Source organism: Luteimonas composti, assembly GCF_042678665.1.
In the GTDB taxonomy this organism is placed as follows: Bacteria; Pseudomonadota; Gammaproteobacteria; order Xanthomonadales; family Xanthomonadaceae; genus Luteimonas; species Luteimonas composti.
The window spans coordinates 575,007-598,359 of the sequence record NZ_JBHTKU010000002.1 but is presented as its reverse complement, the minus strand read 5'-3'; the positions used below and the strand labels follow the sequence as shown (position 1 = coordinate 598,359).

24 protein-coding genes are annotated in these 23,353 nt (G+C 72.1%); 7 read left to right on the top strand and 17 right to left on the bottom strand.

The window, feature by feature from the left end; translation table 11 throughout:
- Positions 1-23 precede the first annotated feature (23 nt).
- The 10 genes from ACFQ2D_RS07385 to ACFQ2D_RS07340 form a co-directional block, all read right to left on the bottom strand.
- A complete protein-coding gene (locus tag ACFQ2D_RS07385; RefSeq protein ID WP_280943192.1) occupies positions 24-2,687 on the bottom strand; it encodes a putative bifunctional diguanylate cyclase/phosphodiesterase in 2,664 nt (887 codons plus the stop codon).
- 2 nt (positions 2,688-2,689) lie between these two features.
- Positions 2,690-3,214, bottom strand: coding sequence for a prepilin-type N-terminal cleavage/methylation domain-containing protein (locus ACFQ2D_RS07380; protein ID WP_280943191.1), 525 nt, complete (start codon positions 3,212-3,214; stop codon positions 2,690-2,692).
- Positions 3,215-3,349: 135 nt separating this feature from the next.
- Entirely contained in the window at positions 3,350-3,598 is a 249-nt protein-coding gene (locus tag ACFQ2D_RS07375; RefSeq protein ID WP_280943190.1) for a hypothetical protein, read from the bottom strand.
- Positions 3,595-4,488: an NAD(P)/FAD-dependent oxidoreductase gene (locus ACFQ2D_RS07370; RefSeq protein ID WP_280943189.1), complete on the bottom strand. Its 894-nt coding sequence runs from the start codon at positions 4,486-4,488 to the stop codon at positions 3,595-3,597. The genes ACFQ2D_RS07375 and ACFQ2D_RS07370 overlap by 4 nt, the downstream gene beginning before the upstream one ends.
- Positions 4,489-4,587: 99 nt before the next feature.
- Complete coding sequence (locus ACFQ2D_RS07365) at positions 4,588-4,935, bottom strand: hypothetical protein (RefSeq protein ID WP_280943188.1); 348 nt, start codon at positions 4,933-4,935, stop codon at positions 4,588-4,590.
- 128 nt (positions 4,936-5,063) lie between these two features.
- The gene (locus tag ACFQ2D_RS07360; protein ID WP_280943187.1) at positions 5,064-5,903 is read right to left on the bottom strand and encodes an alpha/beta hydrolase family protein; all 840 of its coding nucleotides are present in this window, start codon (positions 5,901-5,903) and stop codon (positions 5,064-5,066) included.
- Positions 5,893-6,996: a DUF3182 family protein gene (locus ACFQ2D_RS07355; RefSeq protein ID WP_280943186.1), complete on the bottom strand. Its 1,104-nt coding sequence runs from the start codon at positions 6,994-6,996 to the stop codon at positions 5,893-5,895. Before ACFQ2D_RS07355 ends, ACFQ2D_RS07360 begins: the two co-directional genes overlap by 11 nt.
- Positions 6,997-7,162: 166 nt before the next feature.
- The gene (locus tag ACFQ2D_RS07350; protein ID WP_280943185.1) at positions 7,163-7,654 is read right to left on the bottom strand and encodes a hypothetical protein; all 492 of its coding nucleotides are present in this window, start codon (positions 7,652-7,654) and stop codon (positions 7,163-7,165) included.
- Positions 7,655-8,392 (bottom strand): HAD family hydrolase, encoded by a 738-nt coding sequence (locus ACFQ2D_RS07345; RefSeq protein ID WP_280943184.1) that lies wholly within the window; start codon positions 8,390-8,392, stop codon positions 7,655-7,657.
- A 94-nt stretch (positions 8,393-8,486) separates the two neighbouring features.
- The gene (locus ACFQ2D_RS07340; RefSeq protein WP_280943183.1) at positions 8,487-8,855 is read right to left on the bottom strand and encodes an EF-hand domain-containing protein; all 369 of its coding nucleotides are present in this window, start codon (positions 8,853-8,855) and stop codon (positions 8,487-8,489) included.
- A gap of 283 nt (positions 8,856-9,138) precedes the next feature.
- On the opposite strand from ACFQ2D_RS07340, the gene ACFQ2D_RS07335 reads away from it, so the two are divergent.
- On the top strand, positions 9,139-10,323 hold the full coding sequence (locus ACFQ2D_RS07335; protein ID WP_280943182.1) for a PQQ-dependent sugar dehydrogenase: 1,185 nt from the start codon (positions 9,139-9,141) through the stop codon (positions 10,321-10,323).
- A gap of 57 nt (positions 10,324-10,380) precedes the next feature.
- On the opposite strand, the gene ACFQ2D_RS07330 is transcribed toward ACFQ2D_RS07335, so the two are convergent.
- The 3 genes from ACFQ2D_RS07330 to ACFQ2D_RS07320 all read right to left on the bottom strand — a co-directional run bounded on the left by ACFQ2D_RS07330 (position 10,381) and on the right by ACFQ2D_RS07320 (position 12,598).
- A complete protein-coding gene (locus ACFQ2D_RS07330) occupies positions 10,381-11,148 on the bottom strand; it encodes a lytic transglycosylase domain-containing protein (protein WP_280943181.1) in 768 nt (255 codons plus the stop codon).
- A 74-nt stretch (positions 11,149-11,222) separates the two neighbouring features.
- On the bottom strand, positions 11,223-12,176 hold the full coding sequence (locus ACFQ2D_RS07325) for a gamma-glutamylcyclotransferase family protein (RefSeq protein WP_280943180.1): 954 nt from the start codon (positions 12,174-12,176) through the stop codon (positions 11,223-11,225).
- 2 nt (positions 12,177-12,178) lie between these two features.
- Complete coding sequence (locus tag ACFQ2D_RS07320; protein WP_280943179.1) at positions 12,179-12,598, bottom strand: DUF4920 domain-containing protein; 420 nt, start codon at positions 12,596-12,598, stop codon at positions 12,179-12,181.
- Between the two features lie 102 nt (positions 12,599-12,700).
- Here ACFQ2D_RS07320 and ACFQ2D_RS07315 point away from each other — a divergent pair, with 102 nt between their 5' ends.
- The 4 genes from ACFQ2D_RS07315 (at position 12,701) to dapA (ending at position 16,157) form a co-directional block, all read left to right on the top strand.
- Positions 12,701-13,219: an adenine phosphoribosyltransferase gene (locus tag ACFQ2D_RS07315; RefSeq protein WP_280943178.1), complete on the top strand. Its 519-nt coding sequence runs from the start codon at positions 12,701-12,703 to the stop codon at positions 13,217-13,219.
- Positions 13,220-13,329: 110 nt separating this feature from the next.
- Positions 13,330-14,262: a drug/metabolite exporter YedA gene (yedA, locus tag ACFQ2D_RS07310; RefSeq protein ID WP_386795574.1), complete on the top strand. Its 933-nt coding sequence runs from the start codon at positions 13,330-13,332 to the stop codon at positions 14,260-14,262.
- Complete coding sequence (gene rarD, locus ACFQ2D_RS07305) at positions 14,259-15,170, top strand: EamA family transporter RarD (RefSeq protein WP_280943176.1); 912 nt, start codon at positions 14,259-14,261, stop codon at positions 15,168-15,170. Before yedA ends, rarD begins: the two co-directional genes overlap by 4 nt.
- Before the next feature lie 87 nt (positions 15,171-15,257).
- Complete coding sequence (dapA, locus tag ACFQ2D_RS07300) at positions 15,258-16,157, top strand: 4-hydroxy-tetrahydrodipicolinate synthase (RefSeq protein ID WP_280943175.1); 900 nt, start codon at positions 15,258-15,260, stop codon at positions 16,155-16,157.
- Between the two features lie 692 nt (positions 16,158-16,849).
- On the opposite strand, the gene ACFQ2D_RS07295 is transcribed toward dapA, so the two are convergent.
- The 4 genes from ACFQ2D_RS07295 to ACFQ2D_RS07280 all read right to left on the bottom strand — a co-directional run bounded on the left by ACFQ2D_RS07295 (position 16,850) and on the right by ACFQ2D_RS07280 (position 21,483).
- A complete protein-coding gene (locus ACFQ2D_RS07295; protein WP_280943174.1) occupies positions 16,850-18,166 on the bottom strand; it encodes an ABC transporter permease in 1,317 nt (438 codons plus the stop codon).
- A gap of 57 nt (positions 18,167-18,223) precedes the next feature.
- Complete coding sequence (locus ACFQ2D_RS07290; protein WP_280943173.1) at positions 18,224-19,390, bottom strand: ABC transporter permease; 1,167 nt, start codon at positions 19,388-19,390, stop codon at positions 18,224-18,226.
- Positions 19,391-19,459: 69 nt separating this feature from the next.
- Complete coding sequence (locus ACFQ2D_RS07285; protein ID WP_280943172.1) at positions 19,460-20,152, bottom strand: ABC transporter ATP-binding protein; 693 nt, start codon at positions 20,150-20,152, stop codon at positions 19,460-19,462.
- A gap of 101 nt (positions 20,153-20,253) precedes the next feature.
- Positions 20,254-21,483: an efflux RND transporter periplasmic adaptor subunit gene (locus ACFQ2D_RS07280; RefSeq protein ID WP_280943171.1), complete on the bottom strand. Its 1,230-nt coding sequence runs from the start codon at positions 21,481-21,483 to the stop codon at positions 20,254-20,256.
- 183 nt (positions 21,484-21,666) lie between these two features.
- Here ACFQ2D_RS07280 and ACFQ2D_RS07275 point away from each other — a divergent pair, with 183 nt between their 5' ends.
- The gene (locus ACFQ2D_RS07275) at positions 21,667-22,572 is read left to right on the top strand and encodes an ABC transporter ATP-binding protein (protein WP_280943170.1); all 906 of its coding nucleotides are present in this window, start codon (positions 21,667-21,669) and stop codon (positions 22,570-22,572) included.
- Complete coding sequence (locus ACFQ2D_RS07270) at positions 22,572-23,333, top strand: ABC transporter permease (protein ID WP_280943169.1); 762 nt, start codon at positions 22,572-22,574, stop codon at positions 23,331-23,333. The genes ACFQ2D_RS07275 and ACFQ2D_RS07270 overlap by 1 nt, the downstream gene beginning before the upstream one ends.
- Positions 23,334-23,353 lie beyond the last annotated feature (20 nt).

Sequence of the window (23,353 nt, the reverse complement as noted above, 5' to 3'; positions counted from 1 at the left end):
CGCGCGAAGGCGCGACAGTGCGCTCAGGCGCCGCGCGGGGCCTGGCGCAGGATCGCGGTCAGTTCATCCGCGGGCATCGGCCGGTGGAAGGCATAGCCCTGGATGGTATGGCAGCCCATCGCGGCGAGCAGGCGCACATCCTCCATCGCCTCCACGCCCTCGGCCACCACGTCCTTGCCCAGCTCGCGCGCCAGCCCGACAACCGCGCGCACGATCGCCGCCGCGGGCGTGGCGCCGTCGCCGAGGTCGAGCACGAAGGCGCGATCGATCTTGAGCGTGTCGAACGGCAGGCTGACCAGGTAGGACAACGAGGAATAGCCGGTACCGAAGTCGTCGATCGCAATCCCCACGCCCAGTTCGCCGATGCGCTGCAGCTGGGACTCACCGCCTTCGCGGTCGTGCACCAGCATGCTCTCGGTGATCTCGATCTCCAGCTGCGAGGGCGCGATGCCCGCATCGGCGATCGCCGCGCGCAGCGTCCCCGCCAGCTTCCACGAGCGCAGCTGGTGGCTCGATACGTTGACCGCCACCGACGGGATCGCCACGCCCGCCGCGGCCCACTCCGCCAGCTGGCGGCAGGCCTTGCGCATCACCTGTTCGCCGAGCTCGTCGATCAGGCCGGCGTCCTCGGCCAGGGCGATGAACTCCTGCGCGGGCACCGGGCCGCTGCCCGGACGCGTCCACCGCGCCAGCGCCTCGGCGCCGACGATGCGGCCGTCGCGGCTGTCCACGCGCGGCTGGTAGTGCACGTCGATCGCGCCCTCCGCGACCGCGCGGCGCAGGTCCTGTTCGAGCTGCAGGCGGAAGTGCGCCGCATCGTTCATGGCCGGCGCGAACACGCGCAGCGCGCGGCCACCCGCCCGCTTGCCGTGGTACATCGCCACGTCGGCATTGCGGATCAGGGTGCTGGCATCGGCGCCGTGCGCCGGATACAGCGCGATGCCCGCGCTGAAGCGCTGCGCGAACTCGCGGCCGGCGGCGTGGACCGGCGGCAGCAGTGCGTTGGCGATGCGCTGCACGGCGCGCTCGGCAAGCGCCTGCGTGGCCGCATCCGGCAGCAGCATGCAGAACTCGTCGCCACCGAAGCGTCCCACCAGTTCGCCGGGCGCCAGGTTGGCGCGGATGCGGTCGGCCACGGCCACCAGCAGGGCATCGCCCACGCCATGGCCCAGCGCGTCGTTGATCGCCTTGAAGCGGTCGAGATCGAGGAAGGTCACGGCGAAGCCCGTGCCTTCACGAGCCGCGCGCGCGATGGCGGCCTCCACCGCCTCGAGCGTGGCCGCGCGGTTGGGCAGGCGCGTGAGCGGGTCGTGCTCCGCCTGGAACACCAGCTGGCGCCTGCCCTCCTCCAGCGCCAGCGCCACCGGAACCGACTCGACCACCTTGGCCGCCTGGACCAGCGGGCCCTCGGCATCCTCGGGCACGGCATCGAAGCCGAGCACGACCTGGACATGGCCCGAGCGACCCTCCGCCTGCAGCACGAACGCGTGCCCTGCGCCGTCGGCGCAGCAGGCCTGCCCCATGCCGCCGTGCAGCGCTTCGACGCCGAGCCAGCCGCCTGCCGGAAGGGCCGGCCCGCATCCCGCGGCATCCTGGCGACGCAGTTCGCGGGCGCCGCTGGACAGCACGTACAGCGCGCGCTCCGGCGCCGGCCCGGCTGGCGCAACGACCACGCAGACCGTGCGGCATCCGCTCAGCTGGCGTACGCCCAGCGCGACCTGCTGCAGCAGGTCCTGCAGCGGCGCGCCGCGTGCGGTCAGGCGGTCGATGTCCGACAGGATCCGCAGGGTGTCCATCTGCCGGCCGATGCGCTGCTGCATGCGGCCGAAGGTGCGCGACAGCAGGTCGAACTCGTCTTCGCCGCGGCGCCGGTCGAGCCGTCCCTGGCTGCCTTCGAAGCGCTGGATCCTGCGCAGCAGGTCGGACAGCGGCACCAGCACGCGGCGGATCTGCACCGAACTGAGCAGCACCGCGAACAGCAGGACCGCGATGGTCGCGGGCACCAGCACGTCGCGGTAATGGACCAGGGCCTTCGCCGGGCCAGCCACCGCGACCACCGTCCACGGCCCGGCGCCGAAGCGCGCCTTGAGGAACAGCGGCCAGTGCGCCACCACCAGGCGGTCGCCCGGCTCGGTGCCGGGGTGACCACCGCAATACAGGCGCACCCGGCCTGCGTACATGCAGATGCGCATGTCCTGGCCCAGTTCGGTGGGATCGCCCCATAGAAAGTACGGGTCCAGCGTGGCCGTCACGACCTGGCCGGCGACGATCCGCCGCAGCGCCGGCGCCTGGCCGGGGCGCGACGGCGCCAGCAGGGTCACGCCGGCCCCCTCCGGCCCAGCCTCGCCGGCGTCGGCATTGGCCACCGGTGTCGGCGCCACCGCGAGATCGCTGAAGTACACCGACAGCAGCCGGTCGCCGGCGGCGCCCTGCAGGTCGTCCGCAGCGATCGCCGCCAGCACGCGGTCGGCCAGGTGCAGGCGGTCGTAGACCCCCAGCGCATAGTTCTTGCCGCCTTCGCGCAGCGCCGCGTGGCGCGCCTGCCGCGCGTCGTCCGTGGCGGCCCGGTAGGTCATCCAGAACACGATCGCGGTCGGCAGCAGCGCCGCGATGCAGAACATCACGAACAGCCGGCGTCCGAAGCGGCTGCGCAGGATCGCGGTCGGAAAGCGCAGGCTGTCGGGCATCGTCAGAAGTCGCGCGCGACGCCGATGTAGGCCCCGTCGAGTGCGCGGATCACATCGTCGAGGCTGTCCTTCTGGCTGACCTGCTTCTTGAACACGCCGTCCTTGCCGGCGCTGAACAGGTCGTAGTCCGAGTTGAGCGGGTTGAGCCTGCGATCCTTGCGCGCCGCGCCCTTGTTGGTCGTCCTGAGGTTGACGTAGTGGTAGGGCCGGCCCCACGGATCGAGGTGGGTGCCGCGCCCGATGTCGGCCAGGCTGGCCGGCAAAGGCCCATTGGGCAACTGCTGGAAGCGCGTGATCTCGAGCTGCATGGCCGCGATGTCCGCCGCCGCCGTGGCGACCCGGGCGCGCTCGATGAACGCCGAATACTGTCCGTGCGCGATGGTGGCCAGGATCGCCACCACCGCCGTGCCGATCAGCAGCTCGACCAGGGTGAAGCCCATGCCCGAGCGCACCAGGGCCGCATTGCGTCCGTGGCGGCAGCGTGCACGGCGATGGAGGCCGCGACCGGCGGCTGGCGGGAACCTCATCGATCACTCACCGCATTGGGCCCGGGCCAGGCCGTCACTCCGGGGTATCGGCCGCACGGCGCGGATCGTGAGCAGGCGGCGCCCGCCACTCCGTTCAGGCTTGTGATTCCCCGGCTCCCCCGCATGGCCTGCGTGCTACCCCTGTTTCGGCCGCAGGCATTGTCCCACGATGGCGGTGAGCAGGATGCAGCTGTTGGTGACGATGAACACCCAGTTGCCCAGCATCACGCTGTAGACGATGAAGCCGATCGACGCCAGGCTCTGGCCGATGAACAGCCAGCGCGAGACGCCTGCGCCGCCGTCGGCCCGCTGCTTCAGGATCTGCCGGACCAGGGTGGCGAGCAGGATGGCCGAGGCCAGCCAGCCGATGATATCGGGATTCATGCCGCCTCCGCCGCGCGCGGGGAGGCGGGCAGCTGGCCATGCGCATGGGTCGCGGCGGCAGCGGCCTGGCCGACCGCCACCGAGATCTGGTTGAGCCCGCCGACGATATCGCCGATCGCGTAGAGCCCCCGGGTGGCGGTCTGCTGGTGGCGGTCGACCACGATCTCGCCGCTGCGCGTCCGCTCCAGCGCCAGGCCGTCGACCGGGACCGAGGTCTCGAATCCCAGGAAGCAGTACACGGTGTCGAACGGGGTCGCCTTGCCGTTGCAGCGGAACACGCAGCGGCCATCGTCGAATTCGAGCGTGCCGCCGTCCATCCAGCGCACGCCCTCGGCGCGCGCCGCCGCGCCCTCCTCGCCGCCGTCGTCGCCGTCCAGCGGCAGCGCCGTCACGCTGGCCGAGAAGGTGCGCAGGAAGCGCGCGTGCGAGCCGATGTCAGCCCCGTGGCCGTACACCCCGATGTGGCGGTCGCTGACCTCGAACGCATCGCAGATCGGGCACAGCCGCAGCGCCCCGCAGGACATGGCCTGCTCGGCCCAGTCGCCGGGCAGGCGGTCGCGCAGGCCGGTGGCGATCATCACCATGCGCGCCCGCCAGCTGCGTTCGCCCGCGTGGACGACGAAGCCATCGCCATCGGACGCGCGAACGATCCGCTCCACGGTGGCGGTCTCGATCGGGACCTCGGCCGCGGCCGCCTGCCGGCGCAGGCGCGCGAGCAGTTCATCGCCCGAGACACCGCCCGGGAAACCGGGGCAGTTGTTGCTTTCAGGAATCCAGCGCGCGCGGCTCTTGCCGCTGTCGAGCACCAGGCAGGAGCGATGGAAGCGTCTCAGGTAGTTGGCCGCAGTCAGTCCCGCCGGACCGCCTCCCACGACTGCCACGTCGATCATGCCCGGGTCCGTTGTCCACTGTGGGGGCGGACACTGGGGGAGGACGCGTCAACGGCGCGAGAAGCCGGCCGCCGGCGGGACCGCAGGGCGTCGCCCCGGTCAGGCGGTGCCGAAGGCCAGCGTCGGCGCCACGGCCGGGGGCCGGGACGGTGCCGCGGCCGCGGGACCGTTGCGATGCTTCATCGAGGTCCAGCTCGGCATGCCGTGGAAGACCAGCACGTAGTCGGCGGCGTACTCGAAACGGGCGATCGATTCGGGCGTCATCCCGCGTTCGATCGCGGCGATGCCCTGTTCCAGGTAATTCCAGAAGCGCGTGTCGTCGTCGATGGACAGGGCACGGTGCAGCAGGTCGCGGAAAAGTTCGAGCGAAACGGGATCTTCGTCTTCGTAGGCAATGGGGAAGAGGCCGGTGTCCCCGCCGTCTCGCGAAAAGGTATGCGTGTCCATGAGGGGCCTTTGGTCTGTCTTGCTTCGATAGGCGGACCGGCAGGGCCGGCGCGGCCTGTTCTACGCGGGCCGGGGTGCAGGGGCCGTCAACGGCGCGCCCGGCCGGCTGAACGCGCCAGCCGCGCCGTTCATGCGCTGGCCTCGTCGCCCGCGTGTCCGCCCTCACCGGGCGCCGGCCGCGTACGCTGCTGCTGCTTGTACGCGCGCACCTTGTCGGCGGCGATCGCGCCGCGCGAACCGAGGATCATCTCGGTCATCCACGACAGCAGCAGGTCGCTGTACTGGCGCTGCGAGGGCTTGTCGTCGAACCCGTGCCCGGCCTCGGCCACCAGGCGCCGCGTCATCGAGCGCGCCTTCGGGAATGCGGCCGCGTAGTTGTCGATCACCTGCCGCGGAATGATCTCGTCGCGCCCGGCCTCGACCAGCAGCGCGTCGCCCTCGAACTGCCGGCAGGCGCGCAGCGCGCGGTTGGCCTCGGCCGGCACCGGGCTGTGGCGGTAGCGCTTGAGCTCCGGGTCGTCGTGCAGGCGGCGCTTGGGGAGTTCCCAGTCGCGGTCCAGGTACAGGGCGGGAGTCCGCAGCGCCAGCCAGCGCACCGGCCGCAGTGCGGACAGGATGGCGGCCAGGTAGCCGCCGTAGCTCACGCCTACGACCGCGATCGACTCTGCGTCCACGTCGGGCCGCGCCGCCAGCCAGTCATAGCAGGCGCGCAGGTCGTCGAGGTTCTGCGCGCGGCTGACGCTGTCGCGGTTGCCGGAGTCGGCGCGATGGCCGCGCAGGTCGAAGGTGAGGCAGACGCAGCCCAGCGCGGCCACCTCGCGGGCGCGGCTCAGGTCCTGGGTCTGGCTGCCGCCCCAGCCGTGCACGAACAGCACCGCCGGCAGCGCGCGCTGCGGCGCCAGCAGGGTGGCCTCGACCGATTCCCCCGGGACGACCTCGATGCCGAGCCGGCCCAGCTCAATATCCATCGTCCACGATCCTGGCGTACTTGCACGGCGATTCGCCGTCGCCGGGCCAGACCGGCACCGCGTCCGGCGGCGGCGGCCGTCCATCGTAGGTTTCCACCGTCTCGGCCACCATCCACTGCAGCGAGGGCTGGCGGGCGAAGCGTTCCATCGCCAGCAGCTCGGCCATGCTCGCCCCACCGAAGCGCCAGGACTGCTCGAGCACGCCGCAGTGGCGCCGGCCTTCGCGGTCGTGGCCGACGAAGACGTCGTAGTTGCAGCGCGAGGCGAGCACGGCGTAGGCCGCGCGCACGGCGCGGTCGTAGCGCATCGCCATGCCCACCGCCTCCCGCGCTTGACCAGGCGGCAGGGTATCGGCCAGCTGCGCCAGGCTGCCGCGGAACACGGTCAGGCGCGAGCCTCCGTAGACGTGCCTGCCGCCGTGGTCGCGGACCGTCCGCTGGGTACCGTAGTAGGCGATGGCGTGGCGGCCGATCCGCGCGCTGCCCACGCCCCAGGTGGCGGTCTCGGCGAGGTCGCGTTCGATCACCAGGCCATGCTCCAGGCCGATGGCCGCGTCCAGCCAGTCGCAGGCCTGCCGCATGCTGGCGAGGACCGCCTGGTCGTTGCCGCCGCGCGCATAGGGACTCTTGACCCGGATCGGCCCGTCGGCCAGCAGCGCTTCGCACGCGGCCTGCGCGGCTGGACGCGAAAAGGCCGACCAGCCCGGCAACGTACAGGCCTCGATGCCAGGCACGTCGCGCCACGCCTCCGGCGCACCCGTATCGCCCGGCCAGCAGGGATGGCTGACCAGCTTGGTGCCGACGAAGGCGTGCGGGACCACGCCGCCCCACAGCCCGGACTCGTCGTCGATTCCCAGCTGGTCGGCTTCCTCGCGCAGCAGGGTGCGGATCGGCAGCCAGTAGCGCGCAGGGTCGGCTGCGGCGGGCGCGCCGATGCCCAGCAGGCCGGCCACGCGATGCGCCGCCGCGTGCAGGCTGGCCAGTTCGTGCTGCGAATGGCCGCGGGCGTGGTCGATGAAGGGCGTGACCGTGACCGGCAGGCGCGGGGCGGCATGCGGCGCTGGCACGGCCACTGTGGCGAGGCTGGCGGGCATCGGCGGGATCCTGGTGGACGGGCAGGCCCGCAGCTTCGGCTGCCGCCGGTATGCGCGGCATGACGATGGCGCCTGCCTGGATCCACGCGCGGATAACGCCGCGGTCACGCGGCACGGAGCGGTCTCGATGCGACGGCCGTGGCCACGCCCAGCGCGGCCTTCGGCCTCAGCGCGGGGGCGGCGCCTGGACGTCGAGCGGACGCGCCCAGCGCCGGTAGCTGGCCGCGACGAGTTCGCGTACCCGCGGATGCAGGGTGGACCCGCTTTCGAGTTCGAGCCGCTCGGCGACGCCGCGCCAGCCGCCGCTGGCGTCGCGACGCCAGGCCTCGACCAGGCTGCGGCAGGAGCGCCCGCTGGCGCGGGCCAGCGCGCAGGCGTAGTAGACGTCGCCCGGACGGACGCCGGGGTCGGCCAGGGCCTCTTCCACCAGCGCACGCGGCGCCTCGAGGTAACGCACGATCTCGTCGACGAAGGCCGCACGATGGCGCGCCGCATAGCGATCCATGTCGTGCAGGCGCGCGTCGATCCAGGGATTGCCGGTGCCGGACTCCGCGGCGGCTTCCGGCGCGGGCGCGGGCGGGGTCTCCTGCGCGGCCAACCCGGCCGCGAGCGCGCAGCCCAGCAGCACCGCCAGCCCGGTATCGCGCGCCCGGCGCATTCAGCCCGCCAGTGCGGCCGGGGCCGCGGACGCCACCACCTCGCGCAAGGCCTGCGGAAGCGCGGCGGCCGTGTCCACCTGGCGCAGGCGCGGATGGCCGGCGACGTCCTCGGCCTCGGCCTCGTGGGCCCAGGTCAGGTGGTAAGGCACGTGCAGGCCCCAGCCGCCGAGGCGCAGCACGGGCACGATGTCCGAGCGCAGCGAATTGCCGACCATCGCGAAGCGGTCGGCGGGGATGCCGAATTCCTCGAACAGGCGCAGGTAGGTGGCCTGGTCCTTCTCGCTGACGATCTCGATGCGGCGGAACAGCGAGGACAGCCCGCTGTCGCGCACCTTGGCTTCCTGGTGGAACAGGTCGCCCTTGGTGATCAGCACCACCGGATGCTCGGCCGCGATCGCCTCGACGGCATCGCGCACGCCCGGCAGCAGTTCCACCGGATGGCGCAGCATGTCCTTGGCGATCTGCACGATACGGTGCAGGTCGCGCGCGGGAATGCGTCCGTCGGTGATCTCGACCGCGGCCTCGACCATGGACAGTGCCATGCCCTTCACGCCGTACCCGAACACCGCGATGTTGCCCTTCTCCACCGCGTAAAGCCGGTCGCGCACGCCGCGGTCGCCCAGGTCCACCGTGCGACCGACGATGCGCTCGTACTCCTGCTGCGCGGCGTGGAAGTAGTCCTCGCTGCGCCACAGGGTGTCGTCGGCGTCGAAGCCGACCATCTCGATCACGGCCATGCGTCGAGTATATGCCCCCCAAAGACATCGGCGGCCCGGAGGCCGCCGATGAAGTCGCCCATGCGGGGCGTTGGAACGTGGATGCAGTGGCGCGTCAGTCGTTGCCGCCCGAAGCCGGCTGCGGGCCGCTGTTGGCGGCGGCGAAGGTCTTGTACTCGTCCGGCGTCAGCTCGCCGTTGCCGTCGGCATCGGCCTGGCTGAACACCTGCGACAGGGCGGGCAGGGTCGCGGCCTCGGTCTGGCTGAGGGTGCCGTTGCCGTCGACGTCAAGGTCGGCCCAGGTCAGCGGCTTCTGCTCGGCGGTCGGCGCCGTGGGCGTCGGGGTGGTCGGCGTCGGCGCAGTCGTGGTGGTCGGATCGGTCGGCGGCGTCTGCGTGGTCGGGTCCTGCGCGAACGCGGCGGGAATGGCCAGGGCGGCGCCAAACGCGATCAGGGCGGACAAGGGCTTGCGTGCATTCTTCATTCGCTGTCTCCGTGGGGGAATCGTGGCGCGGCGCTGCACGTCCATGACGACCGCTTCCGCACGGGGCCCACCTTGCCCGCGCCCATGAAGATCCGTGCATGGACGGAGTTAAGAGGTCGTTCCGCGCCGAGCGTGCGTTCAGCTGCACGGATCGTGCGCCGGCATGCATTCACATGCAGCCCGGTTGCGGTTGAACGAAGGTCCTGATGCCCCTGAAAGTGCCGGCGCGCCCGGTGCGGGCGCTATCATCCACGGCGACCCAGATCAGGCCAGGAGCCTTCCGATGCACCGATCCGCACTGACGATCACCCTGCTGTCGCTCGCGCTCGCCGCCTGCGGCGATGGCAACGGCGCGGCCCCGGCAGCACAGTCCGGCGACCTCGAGGCGGCTGCGCCGGTGGCGGACGCCGCCGAGCGCGAAGTGCGCGAGATCGGCCCGTTCTCGGCCGAGACCATCGCCAGCTTCAACGAACCCTGGGCGCTGTCCTTCCTCCCCGATGGCCGGCTGCTGGTGAGCGAGCGCTCCGGCGCGCTGAAGCTGGTGGACGTGGCGACCGGTCGCGCCGGCGACGTCACCGGCGTGCCGGAGGTGGTGTATGGCGGCCAGGGCGGCTTCGGCGACGTGGTGCCGCATCCGCAGTTCGCCGACAACGGCCTGGTCTACGTGAGCTTCGCCGAAGCCGGCGACGGCGACACCGCGGGCGGCGCTGTCGCGCGTGCGCGCCTGGTGCTGGACGAGTCCGGCGGCGGCCGGCTCGAGGACCTGCAGGTGATCTGGCGCCAGGTACCCAAGGTGTCCGGCCGTGGCCACTACGCGCACCGCATCGCCTTCCACGACGGCAAGCTGTGGATCTCCTCGGGCGAGCGGCAGAAGTTCGACCCGGCGCAGGACATGCAGTCCAACCTCGGCAAGGTGCTGCGCCTCAACGAGGACGGCAGCGTGCCGTCCGACAATCCCTTCGCAGGCCAGGGCGAGGTCGCCGCGCAGGTCTGGTCGCTGGGTCACCGCAATCCGCTGGGCCTGGCCTTCGACGGCAGTGGCCAGCCCTGGGACATCGAGATGGGGCCGAAGGGCGGCGACGAACTCAACCGCGTCGAGCGCGGCGCCAACTACGGCTATCCGGTGGTCTCGAACGGCGACCACTACGACGGCCGCCCGATCCCCGACCACGACACGCGTCCGGAGTTCAAGGCGCCGGCCATCACCTGGACGCCGGTGATCTCGCCGTCCAGCCTGGTGTTCTATTCGGGCAGCCTGTTCCCGCAGTGGCAGGGCAATGCCTTCGCCGGCGGCCTGTCCTCGCAGTCGCTGGTGCGCATCGAGTTCGACGGCGACAGCGCGCGCGAAGCCGAGCGCTTCGGCATGGGCGCGCGCATCCGCGGCGTGCGCCAGGGACCGGACGGCGCTCTGTGGGTGATCGAGGACGGCAAGGACGGTCGGCTGCTGCGTCTGTCGCCCAAGGGCTGAGCCACCACCTGCGACGGACGGAGAAGGGGCGCACAGCGCCCTTCTCCCTGCCCGGCGTCAGCGCGCCGGACGCTCGGCGCGGATGCCCATGGCCTCGCGGTAGCGCGCGTGCAGGGCCTGCACCTTGGCGATGTAGGCCTGGGTTTCCGGATAGGGCGGCACGCCGCCATGGCGCTGCACGGCGCCGATGCCGGCGTTGTAGGCGGCCAGCGCGAGCACGCGGTCGCCGCGGTAGCGGCGCAGCAGCGCACGCAGGTGGCGTGCGCCCGCGCGGATCGACTGCGCAGGATCGAAAGGATCGCTGACGCCCTGCTCGGCGGCGACTTCCGGCATCAGCTGCATCACCCCCTGCGCCCCCTTGTCCGACACCGCCCGGCTGTCGAAGCCGCTTTCGGCATGGGCGATCGCGCGCAGCCAGGCATCTTCCAGGCCGGCCGCCTTCGCGGCGGCGCGGAATTCGCCGGCGAACGGCTTGAGCTGCGGCTGGCCCACCGCGCCGAGGCCCGCATGCGCCGGCTCGCCAGGCGGCGTGACCGCGGTGAAGCGCAGGTACACCCGCGAACCCGGCAGCTTGCGCGTGCTGTAGACGAGCCTGCCGTCCTGCTCGCGCTCGTACAGCGTGCCGCTGAACACGCCCATCGCGCCCCACAGGTTGGGCGTCTGCACCGCGTTGTCGTCGACCTCCCGCGCCTCGCACTTCGAACCCGGCTCGGGCGTCGTGGCGAGGCTGACCGTGCCGTCGCGCACGCAGCGGTAGACCGTGCGCGCCTGCACGGTGCCGGCCAGCAGCGACAGCGCGAGCAGTGCGCAGGGCCAGCGCGGCATCCTCCCCGGGCCCGCGCCGCGCCGCAGCTGCACTGGAGCCCTGGCGTCCATCGCGGCCTGCGGGCGGGACGGCCTCAGCCGGCCGCCGTGCTCCAGCGCCCCGCGACGCGCGACCTGCCTTCCACCGCCGGCAGGTATTCGTAGATCCACGCATCGACGCCGGCATCCGCCGCATGGACGACCCGGCGCGCGTACTCCGAGCGCGCCATGTCCTGCGGGAAGTACTCCTCGTATTCGTCCAGTTTCGCCAGCACGGACGGATCCCGGATCCGGAACAGCTCGCAGTGCGCCTCGCCCTCGCCGAACTTGAAGCCCGGATAGTCCGCCACCCGGTACACGCTGCCGGGGATCCGCGCCTCGCCGACGAACTCGAGCGCCTCGTCCAGCCCGAACCGGGCATGGGCCTCGTGCCCGCGCATCAGGCTGCCGTACATCAGCACGTGCTCGACCTTGCGCGCACTGCAGTACGCAGCCACGTGTTCGTAGCCGAACTGCAGCGCGTACTGGCGCAACGACGCATAACGCGGCTGCGACAGCAGGCCGAGCCAGTAGCCGAACATGGCGTCACGGTCCTGCGCCAGCAGGTGCTTGTCGCTCTCCAGGTAGAGCAGGTGCTCGAGGAAGTTCAGCACCACATCCACGTTGCGGATGCGGTCGATCTCGTCCTTGTCGAGTACCGGCGTGCCGACCGTCAGCACCCGGTCGACGAGGCGATCGGTCCCCGCGGCGAAGTCGTACTCGAAAGACAACAGCACCGGAGAGAACACCGGATTGAGGTAGAAGCGCTCGAACAGGCGGTCCAGCCACTCGGCCTCGCGGGTGCGCGTGGATTTGCGGTAGGTGTGCAGGCCGAAGACGCCGCCGACCACCGCACCCACGCCGAGCAGCACGTTGCCCAGCGCATCCCAGTGCGAAGGCCCCCATCCTGCGGGCGCCTGGGGCACGGTTGCCGCGACCATGGCCTGTTCCACGGCCATGGGCGCCGCGGTCGCCAGCGCCTGCAGCAGATGTCCGGCCCCGATGTCCACGCTCAGGACGCGACCTCGATGCCGTCGGCGGTGATGCGGTACTCCACCGGCGCGGCGACGCCACTGGCGCTGTCGGAGGCCAGATGTTCGACCTGCGCGGGCGTCAGCTGCTTGCGGGTCAGCACGCCGTGCACCACGGCGTTGCCGGTCGTGTCGCCGGGAATGGCGAAGTCGTGGTCGCCGAACATCACCCGCGCGGCCTTGCCGTCGTCCTCGAGCATCATCCAGCAGCCCTTGGCCTGGCAGACCTCGGTGATGCGCCCGCTGAACCGCATCGGGCGTCCGGCATGCGCTTGGAAATCGCCGAGCGCGGTCGAGACCGGCACCGCCTCTCCCGCGGGCATCGGCTTGCCGTAGGGGGTGGCCGCCTGGCTGGCGCCGGCGGCGAGGATCAGCAGCAGGGTGGGCGGCAGCAGGCGCATGCGGTTCGTTCCCGGTGTTGGCGTGGGGCGCCACGATAGCGCGAAGGCACCGGGCGCGGCAGCCGGGGTTAGCATGCCCTTCCCTGCCGCTGGAACCGCCCCGTGTCCGACTGGTCCGCCCTGATCCGCGACGTGCCCGACTTTCCCAAGCCCGGGATCATGTTCCGCGACATCACCCCGGTGCTGGCCGATCCGGCCGCCTTCGCCGCGGCGGTGGCGGCCATGGCCGCGCCCTGGCGCGCGACGCCACCCGATGCGGTGGCCGGCATCGAGTCGCGCGGCTTCATCCTCGGCGCGGCGCTTGCGCTGGAGCTGCGCTGCGGCTTCGTGCCGGTGCGCAAGCCGGGCAAGCTGCCCGGCCGGACGCTGTCGCAGGGCTACCGGCTCGAGTACGGCAGTGACCGGCTCGAAGTCCACGTCGACGCGGTGCCGGCCGGCGCGCGCGTGCTGGTGGTCGACGACGTGCTCGCCACCGGCGGCACCCTGCGCGCAGCCACCGAACTGCTGCGCCGCCAGGGCGCGCAGGTGATCGGCGCCGACGTGCTGGTGGAACTGGTGCCGCTGGGCGGACGCGACCGCTGGGACGATGCCGCGCCGCTGCGCGCGGCGCTGTTGATGTAGCGGCGCGATTCGCCAGCGTGCCCGCCCCGGCCGTTCCATCGATGGAACGGCACGCGGCCGTAGAATGGGCGCCCGCCGCGCCTTCCGCGCGGCCCTCCCCCCGGTTGCCGATGCGCGCTTCCCCTGCACCGGTCGGCCCCATGCCCGCATCCACGCTCGCCATCGCCCTGGCGCTGTCGGCGGTGTACCTGGTGTGGGGCTCGACCTATCTCGCGATCCGTTTCGCCCTCGAAGGCGGCTGGCCGCCGCTGCTGATGGGCGGCGTGCGCTTTATCGTCGCCGGCGCCTTCCTGTACACGGTGCTGCGCCTGCGCGGCACGTCCGCGCCCACGCGCCTGCAGTGGCGCAACACCGCCTTCGTCGGCCTGCTGCTGCTCGCGGTCGGCAACGGCCTGGTGTGCATCGCGGAACAGACGGTGTCCTCCGGCCTGGCCGCGGTGGCGGTGGCGTCGATGCCGCTGTGGATGGCGCTGTTCGCCGCGCTGCGCGGCGAGCGCCCGCGGCGCGTGGAATGGCTTGGTCTCGCCGTCGGCTTCGCCGGCGTGGCCTGGCTCAACGCCGGCAGCAGCCTGACCGCGACGCCGCTGGGCCTGGTCGCCCTGCTGGTGGCGGCGGTGTCCTGGGCCTACGGCTCGGTGTGGAGCCGCGGCCGCGACCTGCCCAGTCCGTTCATGGGCGCGGCCGCGCAGATGCTCTGCGGCGGCGTGGCGATGCTGGTGGTGGGCCTGGCGCTGGGCGAGCGCTTCGACGGCTGGCCCGACGCGCGCGGCCTGCTGTCGGTCGGCTACCTCGCCAGCATCGGGTCGCTGGTCGGCTTCAGCGCCTACATCTGGCTGCTGCACCACGTGCGGCCCGCGCTGGCCGGCAGCTATGCCTACGTCAACCCGGTAATCGCGGTGCTGCTCGGCGCCTGGCTGGCCGGCGAACGCTTCGGCATGCACGACATCGGCGCGATGGCGGTGGTGCTGTCCGGGGTGGTGGCGATCAGCCTGGCCAGGGCGAAACGCGCCCCGGCGCCGGTGCCGGCGGAAGAACGCGCATGAGCCCGGTCGCACTCGACCGCCGCGGCCTGTGGATCGCGGTCGGCGCCTTCGTGATCTGGGGGCTGATGCCGCTGTACTGGCACCTGCTGCGCGCGGTGCCGTCGCTGCAGATCGTCCTGCACCGCGCGATCTGGTGCGCGGTGCTGGTCGCGGCCTGGCTGACCCTGCGCGAGGGCCGCGGCTGGTTCCGCGCCGTGGTCGCGCAGCCGCGCCTGGCCGGCATGCTGGCGCTGTCGGGCACGCTGATCGCGTTCAACTGGGGCCTGTACGTGTGGGCGGTCAACGCCGGCCACGTGATCGAGGCCAGCCTGGGCTATTTCATCAACCCGCTGCTCAACGTGCTGATCGGCGTGGCGTTCCTGCACGAGCGCCTGTCGCGGCCGCAATGGGCGGCGGTGGCGCTGGCCGGCTGCGGCGTGGCGTGGCTGACCGCGCGCTACGGCAGCTTCCCGTGGATCGCGCTGTGCCTGGCCGGCTCGTTCGCGCTGTACGGGGTGATCCGCAAGTTCGCGGCGGTGGAAGCGGTGCGCGGGCTCGGGGTCGAGAACATGTTCATGTTCGTGCCGGCGCTGGCGCTGCTGGCGTGGATCGAACTCGGCGGCGACGGCGGATTCTTCTCGCTGCGCTGGGGCGGCTGGACCGACGTGCTGCTGGTGCTGGGGGGCGCGCTGACCGCGATCCCGCTGATCTTCTTCGCCTACGCGGTGCGGCGCGTGCCGCTGAGCGTGGTCGGGCTGCTGCAGTACCTGGGTCCGACGCTGCAGCTGCTGCTGGGCGTGTTCTTCTTCGGCGAACCCTTCGGCGCCGACCGCGCGGCCGGCTTCGCCTTCATCTGGGCGGGCCTGGCGATCTTCGCGCTCGACGGCGTGCGCGCCGCGCGGCGCCGGATCGTCGCGCAGCAGGCGTAGGCAGGCACCGGAACGGTTGCAAACGTCAGCGTCGAACAGCACGGCCCGCATCGGCATAATGCCGCGACTCCCCACGCACGCCTGGCCATGACGCCTTCCCCCGCCCTTCCGCGCGGCAGCATCGTCGCGCTCGTCACGCCCATGCACGAGGACGGCAGCGTCGACTACGACGCGCTGCGCGCCCTGGTCGACTGGCATGTCGCCGAAGGCACCGACTGCATCGGCGTGGTCGGCACCACCGGCGAATCGCCCACGGTCGATGTCGACGAGCACTGCGAAATCATCCGCGTCGCGGTCGAGCAGGCGGCCGGCCGCGTGCCGGTGATGGCCGGCTGCGGCGGCAATTCCACGCGCGAGGCGATCGCCCTGGCCGAGTACGCGCGCAAGGTCGGCGCCGACAGCCAGCTGCAGGTGGTGCCCTACTACAACAAGCCCGGCCAGGAAGGCATGTACCTGCACTTCCGCGCCATCGCCGAGTCCACGGGCGACCTGCCGATCGTGCTGTACAACGTGCCCGGACGCTCGGCCGCCGACCTGCAGCACGCCACCGTGCTGCGCCTGGCGCAGGTGCCGGGCGTCGCCGGCATCAAGGAGGCCACCGGCAATCTCGAGCGCGCGCAGTGGCTGCTGCGCGAACGTCCCGCGGGTTTCCGCGTGTACTCGGGCGACGATGCCACCGCGGTGGCCCTGATGCTGTGCGGCGGCGACGGCAACGTCAGCGTGACCGCCAACCTCGCGCCCAGGCAGATGCACGACCTCTGCGTCGCGGCGATGGCCGGCGACATCGCCACCGCGATGGCGATCCAGCTGCGGCTGCTGCCGCTGCACCGCGACCTGTTCGTCGAGGCCAATCCGATCCCGGTGAAATGGGCGCTGGCGCGGCTCGGCCGATGCCGCGGCACGCTGCGGCTGCCGCTGACCGGACTGGACGCGGCCAACCAGCCCGCAGTGGAAGCAGCGCTGCGCGAGGCGGGTTTGCTGGCGTAAGCCGCGCGGGATCCTTCGCGGCTCCGGCTCAATCAACGGAAGGCAGCGGAGCTGCGATGCGCCAAGGCTCCCCCCCGCTTGCGGGGGAGGGTTGGGGTGGGGGCAAACGGCGGCCTCGGTCCCTCCGCGCCTTCGGCGCGCCCCCATCCCGGCCTTCCCCCGCACGCGGGGGAAGGAGCAGAGCAGTGCGGGCCTCGTGCTCACTCCCCGCTTGCGAGTGAGGGATGAGTGGGGCCAGGCGGCGGCCTCGATCCTTCCGCGCCTTCCGCGCGCCCCCATCCCGGCCTTCCCCCGCACGCGGGGGAAGGAGCAGAGCGGGACAGGCCTTGTGCTCCCTCCCCTGCACGCCGGGAAGGAGCAGAGCAGTGCGGGCCCTGCGCTCCCTCTCCCGCTTGCGGGGGAGGGTTGGGGTGGGGGCAAGCGGCGGCTTCGATCCCTCCGCGCCTTCGGCGCGCCCCCATCCCGGCCTTCCCCCGCACCCGGGGGAAGGGGCAGAGCAGTGCTTGCCTCGTGCTCCCTCCCCTGCTTGCGGGGGAGGGTTGGGGTGGGGGCAAGCGGCGGCTTCGATCCCTCCGCGCCTTCGGCGCGCCCCCATCCCGACCTTCCCCCGCACGCGGGGGAAGGAGCAGAGCGATGCGGTCGGCTGGTACGTCGTCAGGCGTGGAGGCGGGCGTCCACGCGCCTCGGCCGGCCTACATCGCCCGCAGCGCGTCCGTCACCGGCAGCGTGGCCGCGCGCAGTGCCGGGAACAGGCCGCCGACGAAGCCGATCGCCAGCGCCCATTTCAGTCCCTCCCACAGCAGCTGCGGCGAGACGCGGAACTCGAAGCTCAGGCTCGCCACGCCGCCGGCCAGGGTGGAGGCGGTGTAGCCGTTGAAGATCAGCCAGGCCAGCAATCCGCCGACCAGGCCGCCGAGCAGGGCCAGCAGCATGGTCTCGAGCATCACCGCCACTACCACCGGCAGGCCGCGGAAACCGATCGCGCGCAGCGTGGCGATTTCGCGCGCGCGCGCGGCGACCGTGGCGAACATGGTGTTGAGCGCGCCGAACACCGCGCCGATCGCCATGATCGAACCGACCACGATGCCGATCCAGCGCAGCACCGTGGTCAGCTGCTCGGACTGCCTGCTGAAGTACTCCAGCGTCGTATTGGCCTCCACCTGCAGGCGCGGGTCGGCCGCCAGCGTGGCTTTGAAGGCGTTGAACGCGTCGGGCGAGGTCAGCCGGGCGAACACCGAGGCGCGGCTGCTGCCGCGACGGTAGGCCGCGGCCACCACTTCGGCGTCGGCCCACATCTCCGAGGCCACGGCGTCGCTGGATTCGAACACGCCGACCACGGTCCAGACCTGGTTGCCCAGGCGCAGCTCGCTGCCTACGTCCATGCCGGCGAACTGGCGGTGCGCGCCGCGGCCGACCACCAGTTCGCGGCGCCCGGTCTCGAAGCGGCGGCCTTCCACCAGGCGCAGGCCGGGCCGCACCGCCCAGGCCATGTCGCCGACGCCGCGCAGGGTGACGGCGCCCTCCTCGCCGTCGCGGCGGGTCACGTTGGCCGAGACCACGATCTCGGCCGAGGCCAGCGGCCGCCCCTCCGCGTCGCGGGCGATCTCCGGCGCGCGCTCGATGGTGGTGATCGCGTCGCGGGCCAGCACCGACATCAGTTCGGCCGAGGAACCGCCGCGCAGCACGATCGCGGTGTCCTCGCTGCCGCTGCTGGCCAGGGTGTGGCGATAGCCCTCGGCCATCGCCAGCAGCGCGACCAGCACGCCGACCACGCCGGCGATGCCGATCACCACCACCGACGACGCCCCCAGGCGCTGGCGCAGCGTGCCCACGCCCACCCAGGTCACCGAGGCGGCCTGGCGGCCGCCGCGGGTCAGCCCCATCCACAGCGCCAGTGCCAGCGCGACCGCCAGCAGCCCCTGCCAGGGCAGCATGATCCAGAGCGCGAGGAAGGCCACCAGCACCACGCACAGCAACAGGCCGCGCAGCAGTTTCTTCACAGCGTTCATCCGCATGTCCTCATCAGTCCGTGCGCGGCGCAGGTGCGCCGCGGGTTGCATCCGGTGCTAGCGGCCGGCCAGCGCATCGACGATGTTCAGGCGCATCGCGCGCAGCGCCGGCAGTGCGCCGACCAGCAGGCCGATCGCCGCCATCAGGCCCAGGCCCAGGACCCAGCTGCGCCAGCCGATCGGCGGCAGGCTGATCGCGCCACCGCTGACCGCGCCGACCACCGGGCCGAGCACCGCGGCCAGGCCGAGACCCAGCACGCCGCCGATCAGCACCAGCAGCACCGACTCGGCCAGCACCATCGCCAGCACGCTGTGGCTGGTGAATCCGATGGTCTTGAGCACCGCCAGTTCCGAGGTGCGCTCGCGCACGGCCTGGGCCATGGTGTTGCCGGTGAGCAGCAGCAGGGTGAAGAACACCGCGCCCATGATCGATCCGACGATCAGCCCGATGTCGGCCATCTGCTTGAGCTGCGCCGCCATCGCCGCCTGCTCGTTCATCGTCCGCGTCTCGTGCGGCGAGTTCTGCGACAGCGCATCGATGGCCTTGGCCGCCGCGTCGCTGCGGTTCACGTCGGACACGCGGCTGACGTACCAGCCCACGTTGTCGTCCACGTAGGGCGTGGCTTCCTCGAAGTAGGCGTAGTGCATCAGGATCAGCGCCTCGGTGAAGCCGGCGTTCTTGCCGTCGCGCGCGCGCAGCACGCCGGCGATCTCGAACGCCCAGTTCAGGGTGCCGTCGCTGTTGGGGAAGATGTTCGACTGCAGCGGGACCGTCTGCCCGACCTCCCAGCCGAAGCGCGTCATCATCTGCTGGCCGACGAGGATGCCGTTGCGGGTGGCCTTCCACTTCTCCAGCTGCGCCGGCTCGACCTCGATCTCGGGATACAGCTCGAGGTAGTTGGGCGCCACCGCGAAGGTGAACAGCTGGTTGCGCGGGTTCTGGTAGACGCCGCCGAACCAGTTCGCCCAGGTCACCGCCTCGATGTTGTCGACCTGGCGGATGCGCGGCTCCAGCGCCAGCGGCAGGGTCTCGACCATCGACAGGCGCGAAGTGGTCTGCAGGCGCTGCGCGCCGTCGGCGTTCTGGCCGAGCTCGGCGAAGGTCGAGCGGATGCCGTCGAGCATGCCGAACAGCAGGAACGCCGCCAGGATCGAGGCCAGGGTGAGGAAGGTGCGGGCCTTGCGCCGGAACAGCGCCGCCCAGATCAGGTGGAAGTATTTCATCGCGCGATGTCCTCTACACGTCTCGTGCCGGTGCCGCGCGCCGGGGCGGGCGCGGCGTCCATCGCCGGATCAGGCGGCGTGCGCCTGGCGTTCGACCAGGCTGCCCTTGTCCAGGTGCAGGGTGTGGCTGGCGTATTCGGCCGCCTTGGGATCGTGGGTGACCATCACGATGGTCTTGCCGTGCTCGCGGTTGAGCGTCTGCAGCAGGCCCAGGATGTCCTCGGCCGACTGGCGGTCGAGATCGCCGGTGGGTTCGTCGCAGATCAGCAGCTTGGGGTCGGAGACGATCGCGCGCGCGATCGCCACGCGCTGCTGCTGGCCGCCCGACAGTTCGGTGGGCTTGTGCGAGACGCGGTCGGCCAGGCCCACCAGCTGCAGCGCGATCTGCGCATTGCGCTTGCGCTGGGCCGCGCCGAGCCTGGTGAGCAGCAGCGGCAGCTCGACGTTCTTCTGCGCGGTGAGCGCCGGCATCAGGTTGTAGAACTGGAACACGTAGCCGACGTTCTGGCTGCGCCAGTGCGATAGCTGGCCGCCGCCGAGCTGGTCGATGCGCTGGCCGTCGACCTCGATGCTGCCCGAGGTCGGCGAGTCGAGTCCGCCGATCAGGTTGAGCAGGGTGGTCTTGCCCGAGCCCGACGGTCCCATCAGCGCGACGAAGTCGCCCTGCTCGATGTCCAGGTCGATGCCGTGCAGCACCTCCACCTTCTCGGGGCCGCGCTGGTAGGTCTTGGTCAGGCTGCGGATCGATACCAGGGATGCCATGGCTTGCCTCTGTGTGTGGTGGCCGGGAGGTCCCGGCGTCATGCGGCGGCACCTGTCCGCCGCGCCAGCCTGCCGCCCGCGGGCGGCAGGTCCTGCAATGCCTACTTCGTGGCGGTGGTCACCGTTGCGTCGTGGGCCAGCTCCGCCGGGGGATCGACCACCACGGTCTCGCCCGGCGCCAGGCCCGACAGCACCTCGCGGTCGTCGCCCAGCTTGCCGCCCGCCTCGACCTTGCGCAGTTCGGCCGTTTCGCCGGCGACCACGAACACCGCGTCGGCGCCGTCGCGCTGCACCACCGCGGCGGCCGGCACGCGCACCCCGCGCCTGGGCTCGGCACCCTGCGCCGGCGCCTTCTCCAGGAAGCTCACGGTCACGCCCATGTCCGGCACGATGCGCGCGTCCTTTTCCTTGAGCGCCACGCGCACCTTGACCGTGGCCTTGCCGCGGTCGGCGGTGGGGATGATCGCGATCACCTCGGCCGGGATCTTCCAGTCCGGATACGAATTGAGCGTGGCCTCGACCGGCATCTTCGGCTGCACGCGGCCGATGTAGGCCTCGCCGACGTCGACCTCGACCTCGAGCGAATCCATGTCGACGATGGTGCCGATGCCGGTGCGGGTGAACCCGCCGCCGGCCGACAGCGGCGAAACGATCTCGCCCGGCTGCGCGGCCTTGGCGATCACCACGCCGGAGAACGGCGCCCGCACCACGGTGTTGTCCACGCCGATATCGGAGATGCGCAGGCTGTCGCCGGCCACCTGGGCGTTGCGGCGCGCGCTTTCCAGCTGCGCGCGCAGCGCGTCGCGGGTGGCGACGGCCTGGTCGACCTGCGCCCTGGACACCAGCTGCTGGCCGACCAGCGCCTGCAGGCGCCGGGCATTGGCCTCGGCCTCGGCAAGCTGCGCCTGCACGCGCGCGATCTCGCTGCGCGCGGCCGCCAGCTGCGAGGCCGACAGCGCGCGCTGCGCATCGGCGTCGATCGGATCGAGCGTGGCCATGACCTGGCCTTCCTCCACCCGCATGCCTTCCTCGATGCGCACCTCGCGCACGCGGCCGGTGATCTTGGCCGAGACCGTGGCCATGCGTCGCGCCACCACGTAGCCGGAGGCATCGAGCACGGACGCCGGCGCATTGCCGGCCGCCAGCGACACTGCCGTTGCCGTGCGCACCGGTACGGCGCGGTCGCGGGCGAACAGCCACCAGCCGGCCAGCGCCAGCACGGCGACGGCGAAAATGACGCCCAGCGCGATCCACAGCCCCTTGCGCGAAGGCGGCGGGCCGGGCGAGCGGTCGATGCGGAGTTCCCTGAGCAGGTCGGCGTTTGTATTCATCGAAGGACAGGACGGGGACCGGCGGCCATTGTGACCCGGCAGCGCTGGCGACGTCGGACAGCCTAGCCGTTGCGCCCGCCGTCCACTGCTGACAGCTGTCATGCGCTTGGCCTGACGAGGCGCGGTACCGCAGGGGCGCACCGCCGACCAGACTCGCCATCGTCCCACCATGGAGTCCTGCGGATGGACCGACGCTTTCCCCTTGCCCAGCTGCGCGGCGCCAGCAAGCGCTACGGCGACCGGCTCGCGCTCGACCGGCTCGACCTCGGCCTGCATGCCGGCCAGGTGACGTCGCTGCTCGGCGCCAACGGCGCAGGCAAGAGCACCGCGGTCGGACTGCTGCTGGGCCTGCTGGCCGCCGACGCGGGCGAGGTCAGCGTGCTCGGCGGCGCGCCGGGCTCCGATGCCGTGCGCCGGCAGTGCGGGACGATGCTGCAGCAGGCCGGAATTCCCGAGCGGCTCACCGCCGGCGAGATGCTGGCGCTGGTGCGCAGCAACTACCCCGATCCGCTGGCGCTGGACGAATGCGTCGCGCTCGCCGGCCTGGACGGCCTGCTCGATCGTCGCTACGGCGCCTTGTCCGGCGGGCAGCAGCGCCGGCTGCAGTTCGCGCTGGCGATCTGCGGCCGCCCGCGCCTGCTGTTCCTGGACGAACCGACGACGGGCCTGGACGTCGCCGCGCGCCAGGCGCTGTGGGCCGCGGTGCGCAGCCGCGTGGCCGAGGGCTGCGCGGTGCTGCTGACCACGCACTACCTGGAAGAGGCCGAGGCGCTGTCGGACCGCGTGGCGGTGATCGACCGCGGCCGGCTGCTGGCCGAAGGCAGCGTCGACGAGATCCGCGCGCGCGTCTCGCTGCGGCGCATCCGCTGCGTGTCGAACGTGGCCGAGGCGGTCGTGGCGCAGTGGCCGGGGGTGCATGGAGCGACGCGCGAAGGCGGCACCCTGCGCATCGTCGCCGAGCCGGCCGAGCCGGTGCTGCGCCGCCTGCTCGAGGCCGACCCGCAGCTGTCGGACCTGGAGATCCATCGCGCGGGCCTGGCCGAGGCCTTTCTCGCGCTCACCAACGCATCCACCCGCGAGGCCGCCTGATGAACGCCAATGCCCTGCCCGCTTCGCGCGCCTGGCGCGCCTATGCCCTGGAAGCGCGCTGCGAATTGCTGCGCATGTTGCGCGAGCCGGCGTTCTGCATTCCGGTCATCGTGTTCCCGGCGCTGTTCTACGTGCTGTTCGGCGTGCTGCTCAATCGCGGCAATGCCGGCGCCGCGCAGTACCTGCTGGCCAGCTACGGCGTGTTCGGCGTGATCGGCGCGGCCATGTTCGGCTTCGGCGTCAGCATCGCGACCGACCGCGACCGCGGCTACCTGCGGCTGCGCCGTGCCCTGCCCACGCCGCCCGGTGCGCTGCTGCTGGCGCGCATGGCGATGGCGGCGCTGTTCGCCCTGCTGATTTCGCTGCTGCTGGCGGTGCTGGCGGCGGGCCTGGCCGGCGTGCGGCTGGCACCGGGGCAGTGGTTGGGCCTGCTGGCGGTCAACGTGGCCGGCGTGCTGCCTTTCGCGGCGATCGGCCTGTGGGTGGGCAGTACGGTCAGCGGCAACGCGGCGCCGGTCGTGCTCAACGTACTGTACCTGCCGATGGCCTTCCTGTCGGGGCTGTGGCTGCCGCTGTCGATGCTGCCCGACTGGCTCGCGCGCCTCGGTCCCGCATGGCCGGCCTACCACCTCGCGCAGCTCGCGCAGAAAGTGGTGGGCCACGACGACGGCGGACCGGCATGGCTGCACGCGCTGGTGCTGGCGGTGGTGGCCGGCGTGTTCTTCGTGCTCGCGCGGCGCCGGCTCGCGGCCGCCGACTGACGATCCCTGCCGGCGACAAG

Excerpts from the sequence above, each read along its gene's own strand:
- ACFQ2D_RS07285 (WP_280943172.1), bottom strand. The coding sequence starts at position 20,152 with ATGGCATCCCTGGTATCGATCCGCAGCCTGACCAAGACCTACCAGCGC.
- ACFQ2D_RS07360 (WP_280943187.1), bottom strand. The coding sequence starts at position 5,903 with ATGGATATTGAGCTGGGCCGGCTCGGCATCGAGGTCGTCCCGGGGGAA.
- ACFQ2D_RS07370 (WP_280943189.1), bottom strand. The coding sequence starts at position 4,488 with ATGATCGACGTGGCAGTCGTGGGAGGCGGTCCGGCGGGACTGACTGCG.
- ACFQ2D_RS07375 (WP_280943190.1), bottom strand. The coding sequence starts at position 3,598 with ATGAATCCCGATATCATCGGCTGGCTGGCCTCGGCCATCCTGCTCGCC.
- ACFQ2D_RS07330 (WP_280943181.1), bottom strand. The coding sequence starts at position 11,148 with ATGCCGCGCTGGCCCTGCGCACTGCTCGCGCTGTCGCTGCTGGCCGGC.
- ACFQ2D_RS07385 (WP_280943192.1), bottom strand. The coding sequence starts at position 2,687 with ATGCCCGACAGCCTGCGCTTTCCGACCGCGATCCTGCGCAGCCGCTTC.
- rarD (WP_280943176.1), top strand. The coding sequence starts at position 14,259 with ATGAGCCCGGTCGCACTCGACCGCCGCGGCCTGTGGATCGCGGTCGGC.
- ACFQ2D_RS07290 (WP_280943173.1), bottom strand. The coding sequence starts at position 19,390 with ATGAAATACTTCCACCTGATCTGGGCGGCGCTGTTCCGGCGCAAGGCC.
- ACFQ2D_RS07380 (WP_280943191.1), bottom strand. The coding sequence starts at position 3,214 with ATGAGGTTCCCGCCAGCCGCCGGTCGCGGCCTCCATCGCCGTGCACGC.
- ACFQ2D_RS07295 (WP_280943174.1), bottom strand. The coding sequence starts at position 18,166 with ATGAACGCTGTGAAGAAACTGCTGCGCGGCCTGTTGCTGTGCGTGGTG.
- ACFQ2D_RS07335 (WP_280943182.1), top strand. The coding sequence starts at position 9,139 with ATGCACCGATCCGCACTGACGATCACCCTGCTGTCGCTCGCGCTCGCC.
- ACFQ2D_RS07365 (WP_280943188.1), bottom strand. The coding sequence starts at position 4,935 with ATGGACACGCATACCTTTTCGCGAGACGGCGGGGACACCGGCCTCTTC.
- yedA (WP_386795574.1), top strand. The coding sequence starts at position 13,330 with ATGCGCGCTTCCCCTGCACCGGTCGGCCCCATGCCCGCATCCACGCTC.
- ACFQ2D_RS07340 (WP_280943183.1), bottom strand. The coding sequence starts at position 8,855 with ATGAAGAATGCACGCAAGCCCTTGTCCGCCCTGATCGCGTTTGGCGCC.
- ACFQ2D_RS07320 (WP_280943179.1), bottom strand. The coding sequence starts at position 12,598 with ATGCGCCTGCTGCCGCCCACCCTGCTGCTGATCCTCGCCGCCGGCGCC.
- ACFQ2D_RS07270 (WP_280943169.1), top strand. The coding sequence starts at position 22,572 with ATGAACGCCAATGCCCTGCCCGCTTCGCGCGCCTGGCGCGCCTATGCC.
- ACFQ2D_RS07275 (WP_280943170.1), top strand. The coding sequence starts at position 21,667 with ATGGACCGACGCTTTCCCCTTGCCCAGCTGCGCGGCGCCAGCAAGCGC.
- dapA (WP_280943175.1), top strand. The coding sequence starts at position 15,258 with ATGACGCCTTCCCCCGCCCTTCCGCGCGGCAGCATCGTCGCGCTCGTC.
- ACFQ2D_RS07350 (WP_280943185.1), bottom strand. The coding sequence starts at position 7,654 with ATGCGCCGGGCGCGCGATACCGGGCTGGCGGTGCTGCTGGGCTGCGCG.
- ACFQ2D_RS07345 (WP_280943184.1), bottom strand. The coding sequence starts at position 8,392 with ATGGCCGTGATCGAGATGGTCGGCTTCGACGCCGACGACACCCTGTGG.
- ACFQ2D_RS07280 (WP_280943171.1), bottom strand. The coding sequence starts at position 21,483 with ATGAATACAAACGCCGACCTGCTCAGGGAACTCCGCATCGACCGCTCG.
- ACFQ2D_RS07355 (WP_280943186.1), bottom strand. The coding sequence starts at position 6,996 with ATGCCCGCCAGCCTCGCCACAGTGGCCGTGCCAGCGCCGCATGCCGCC.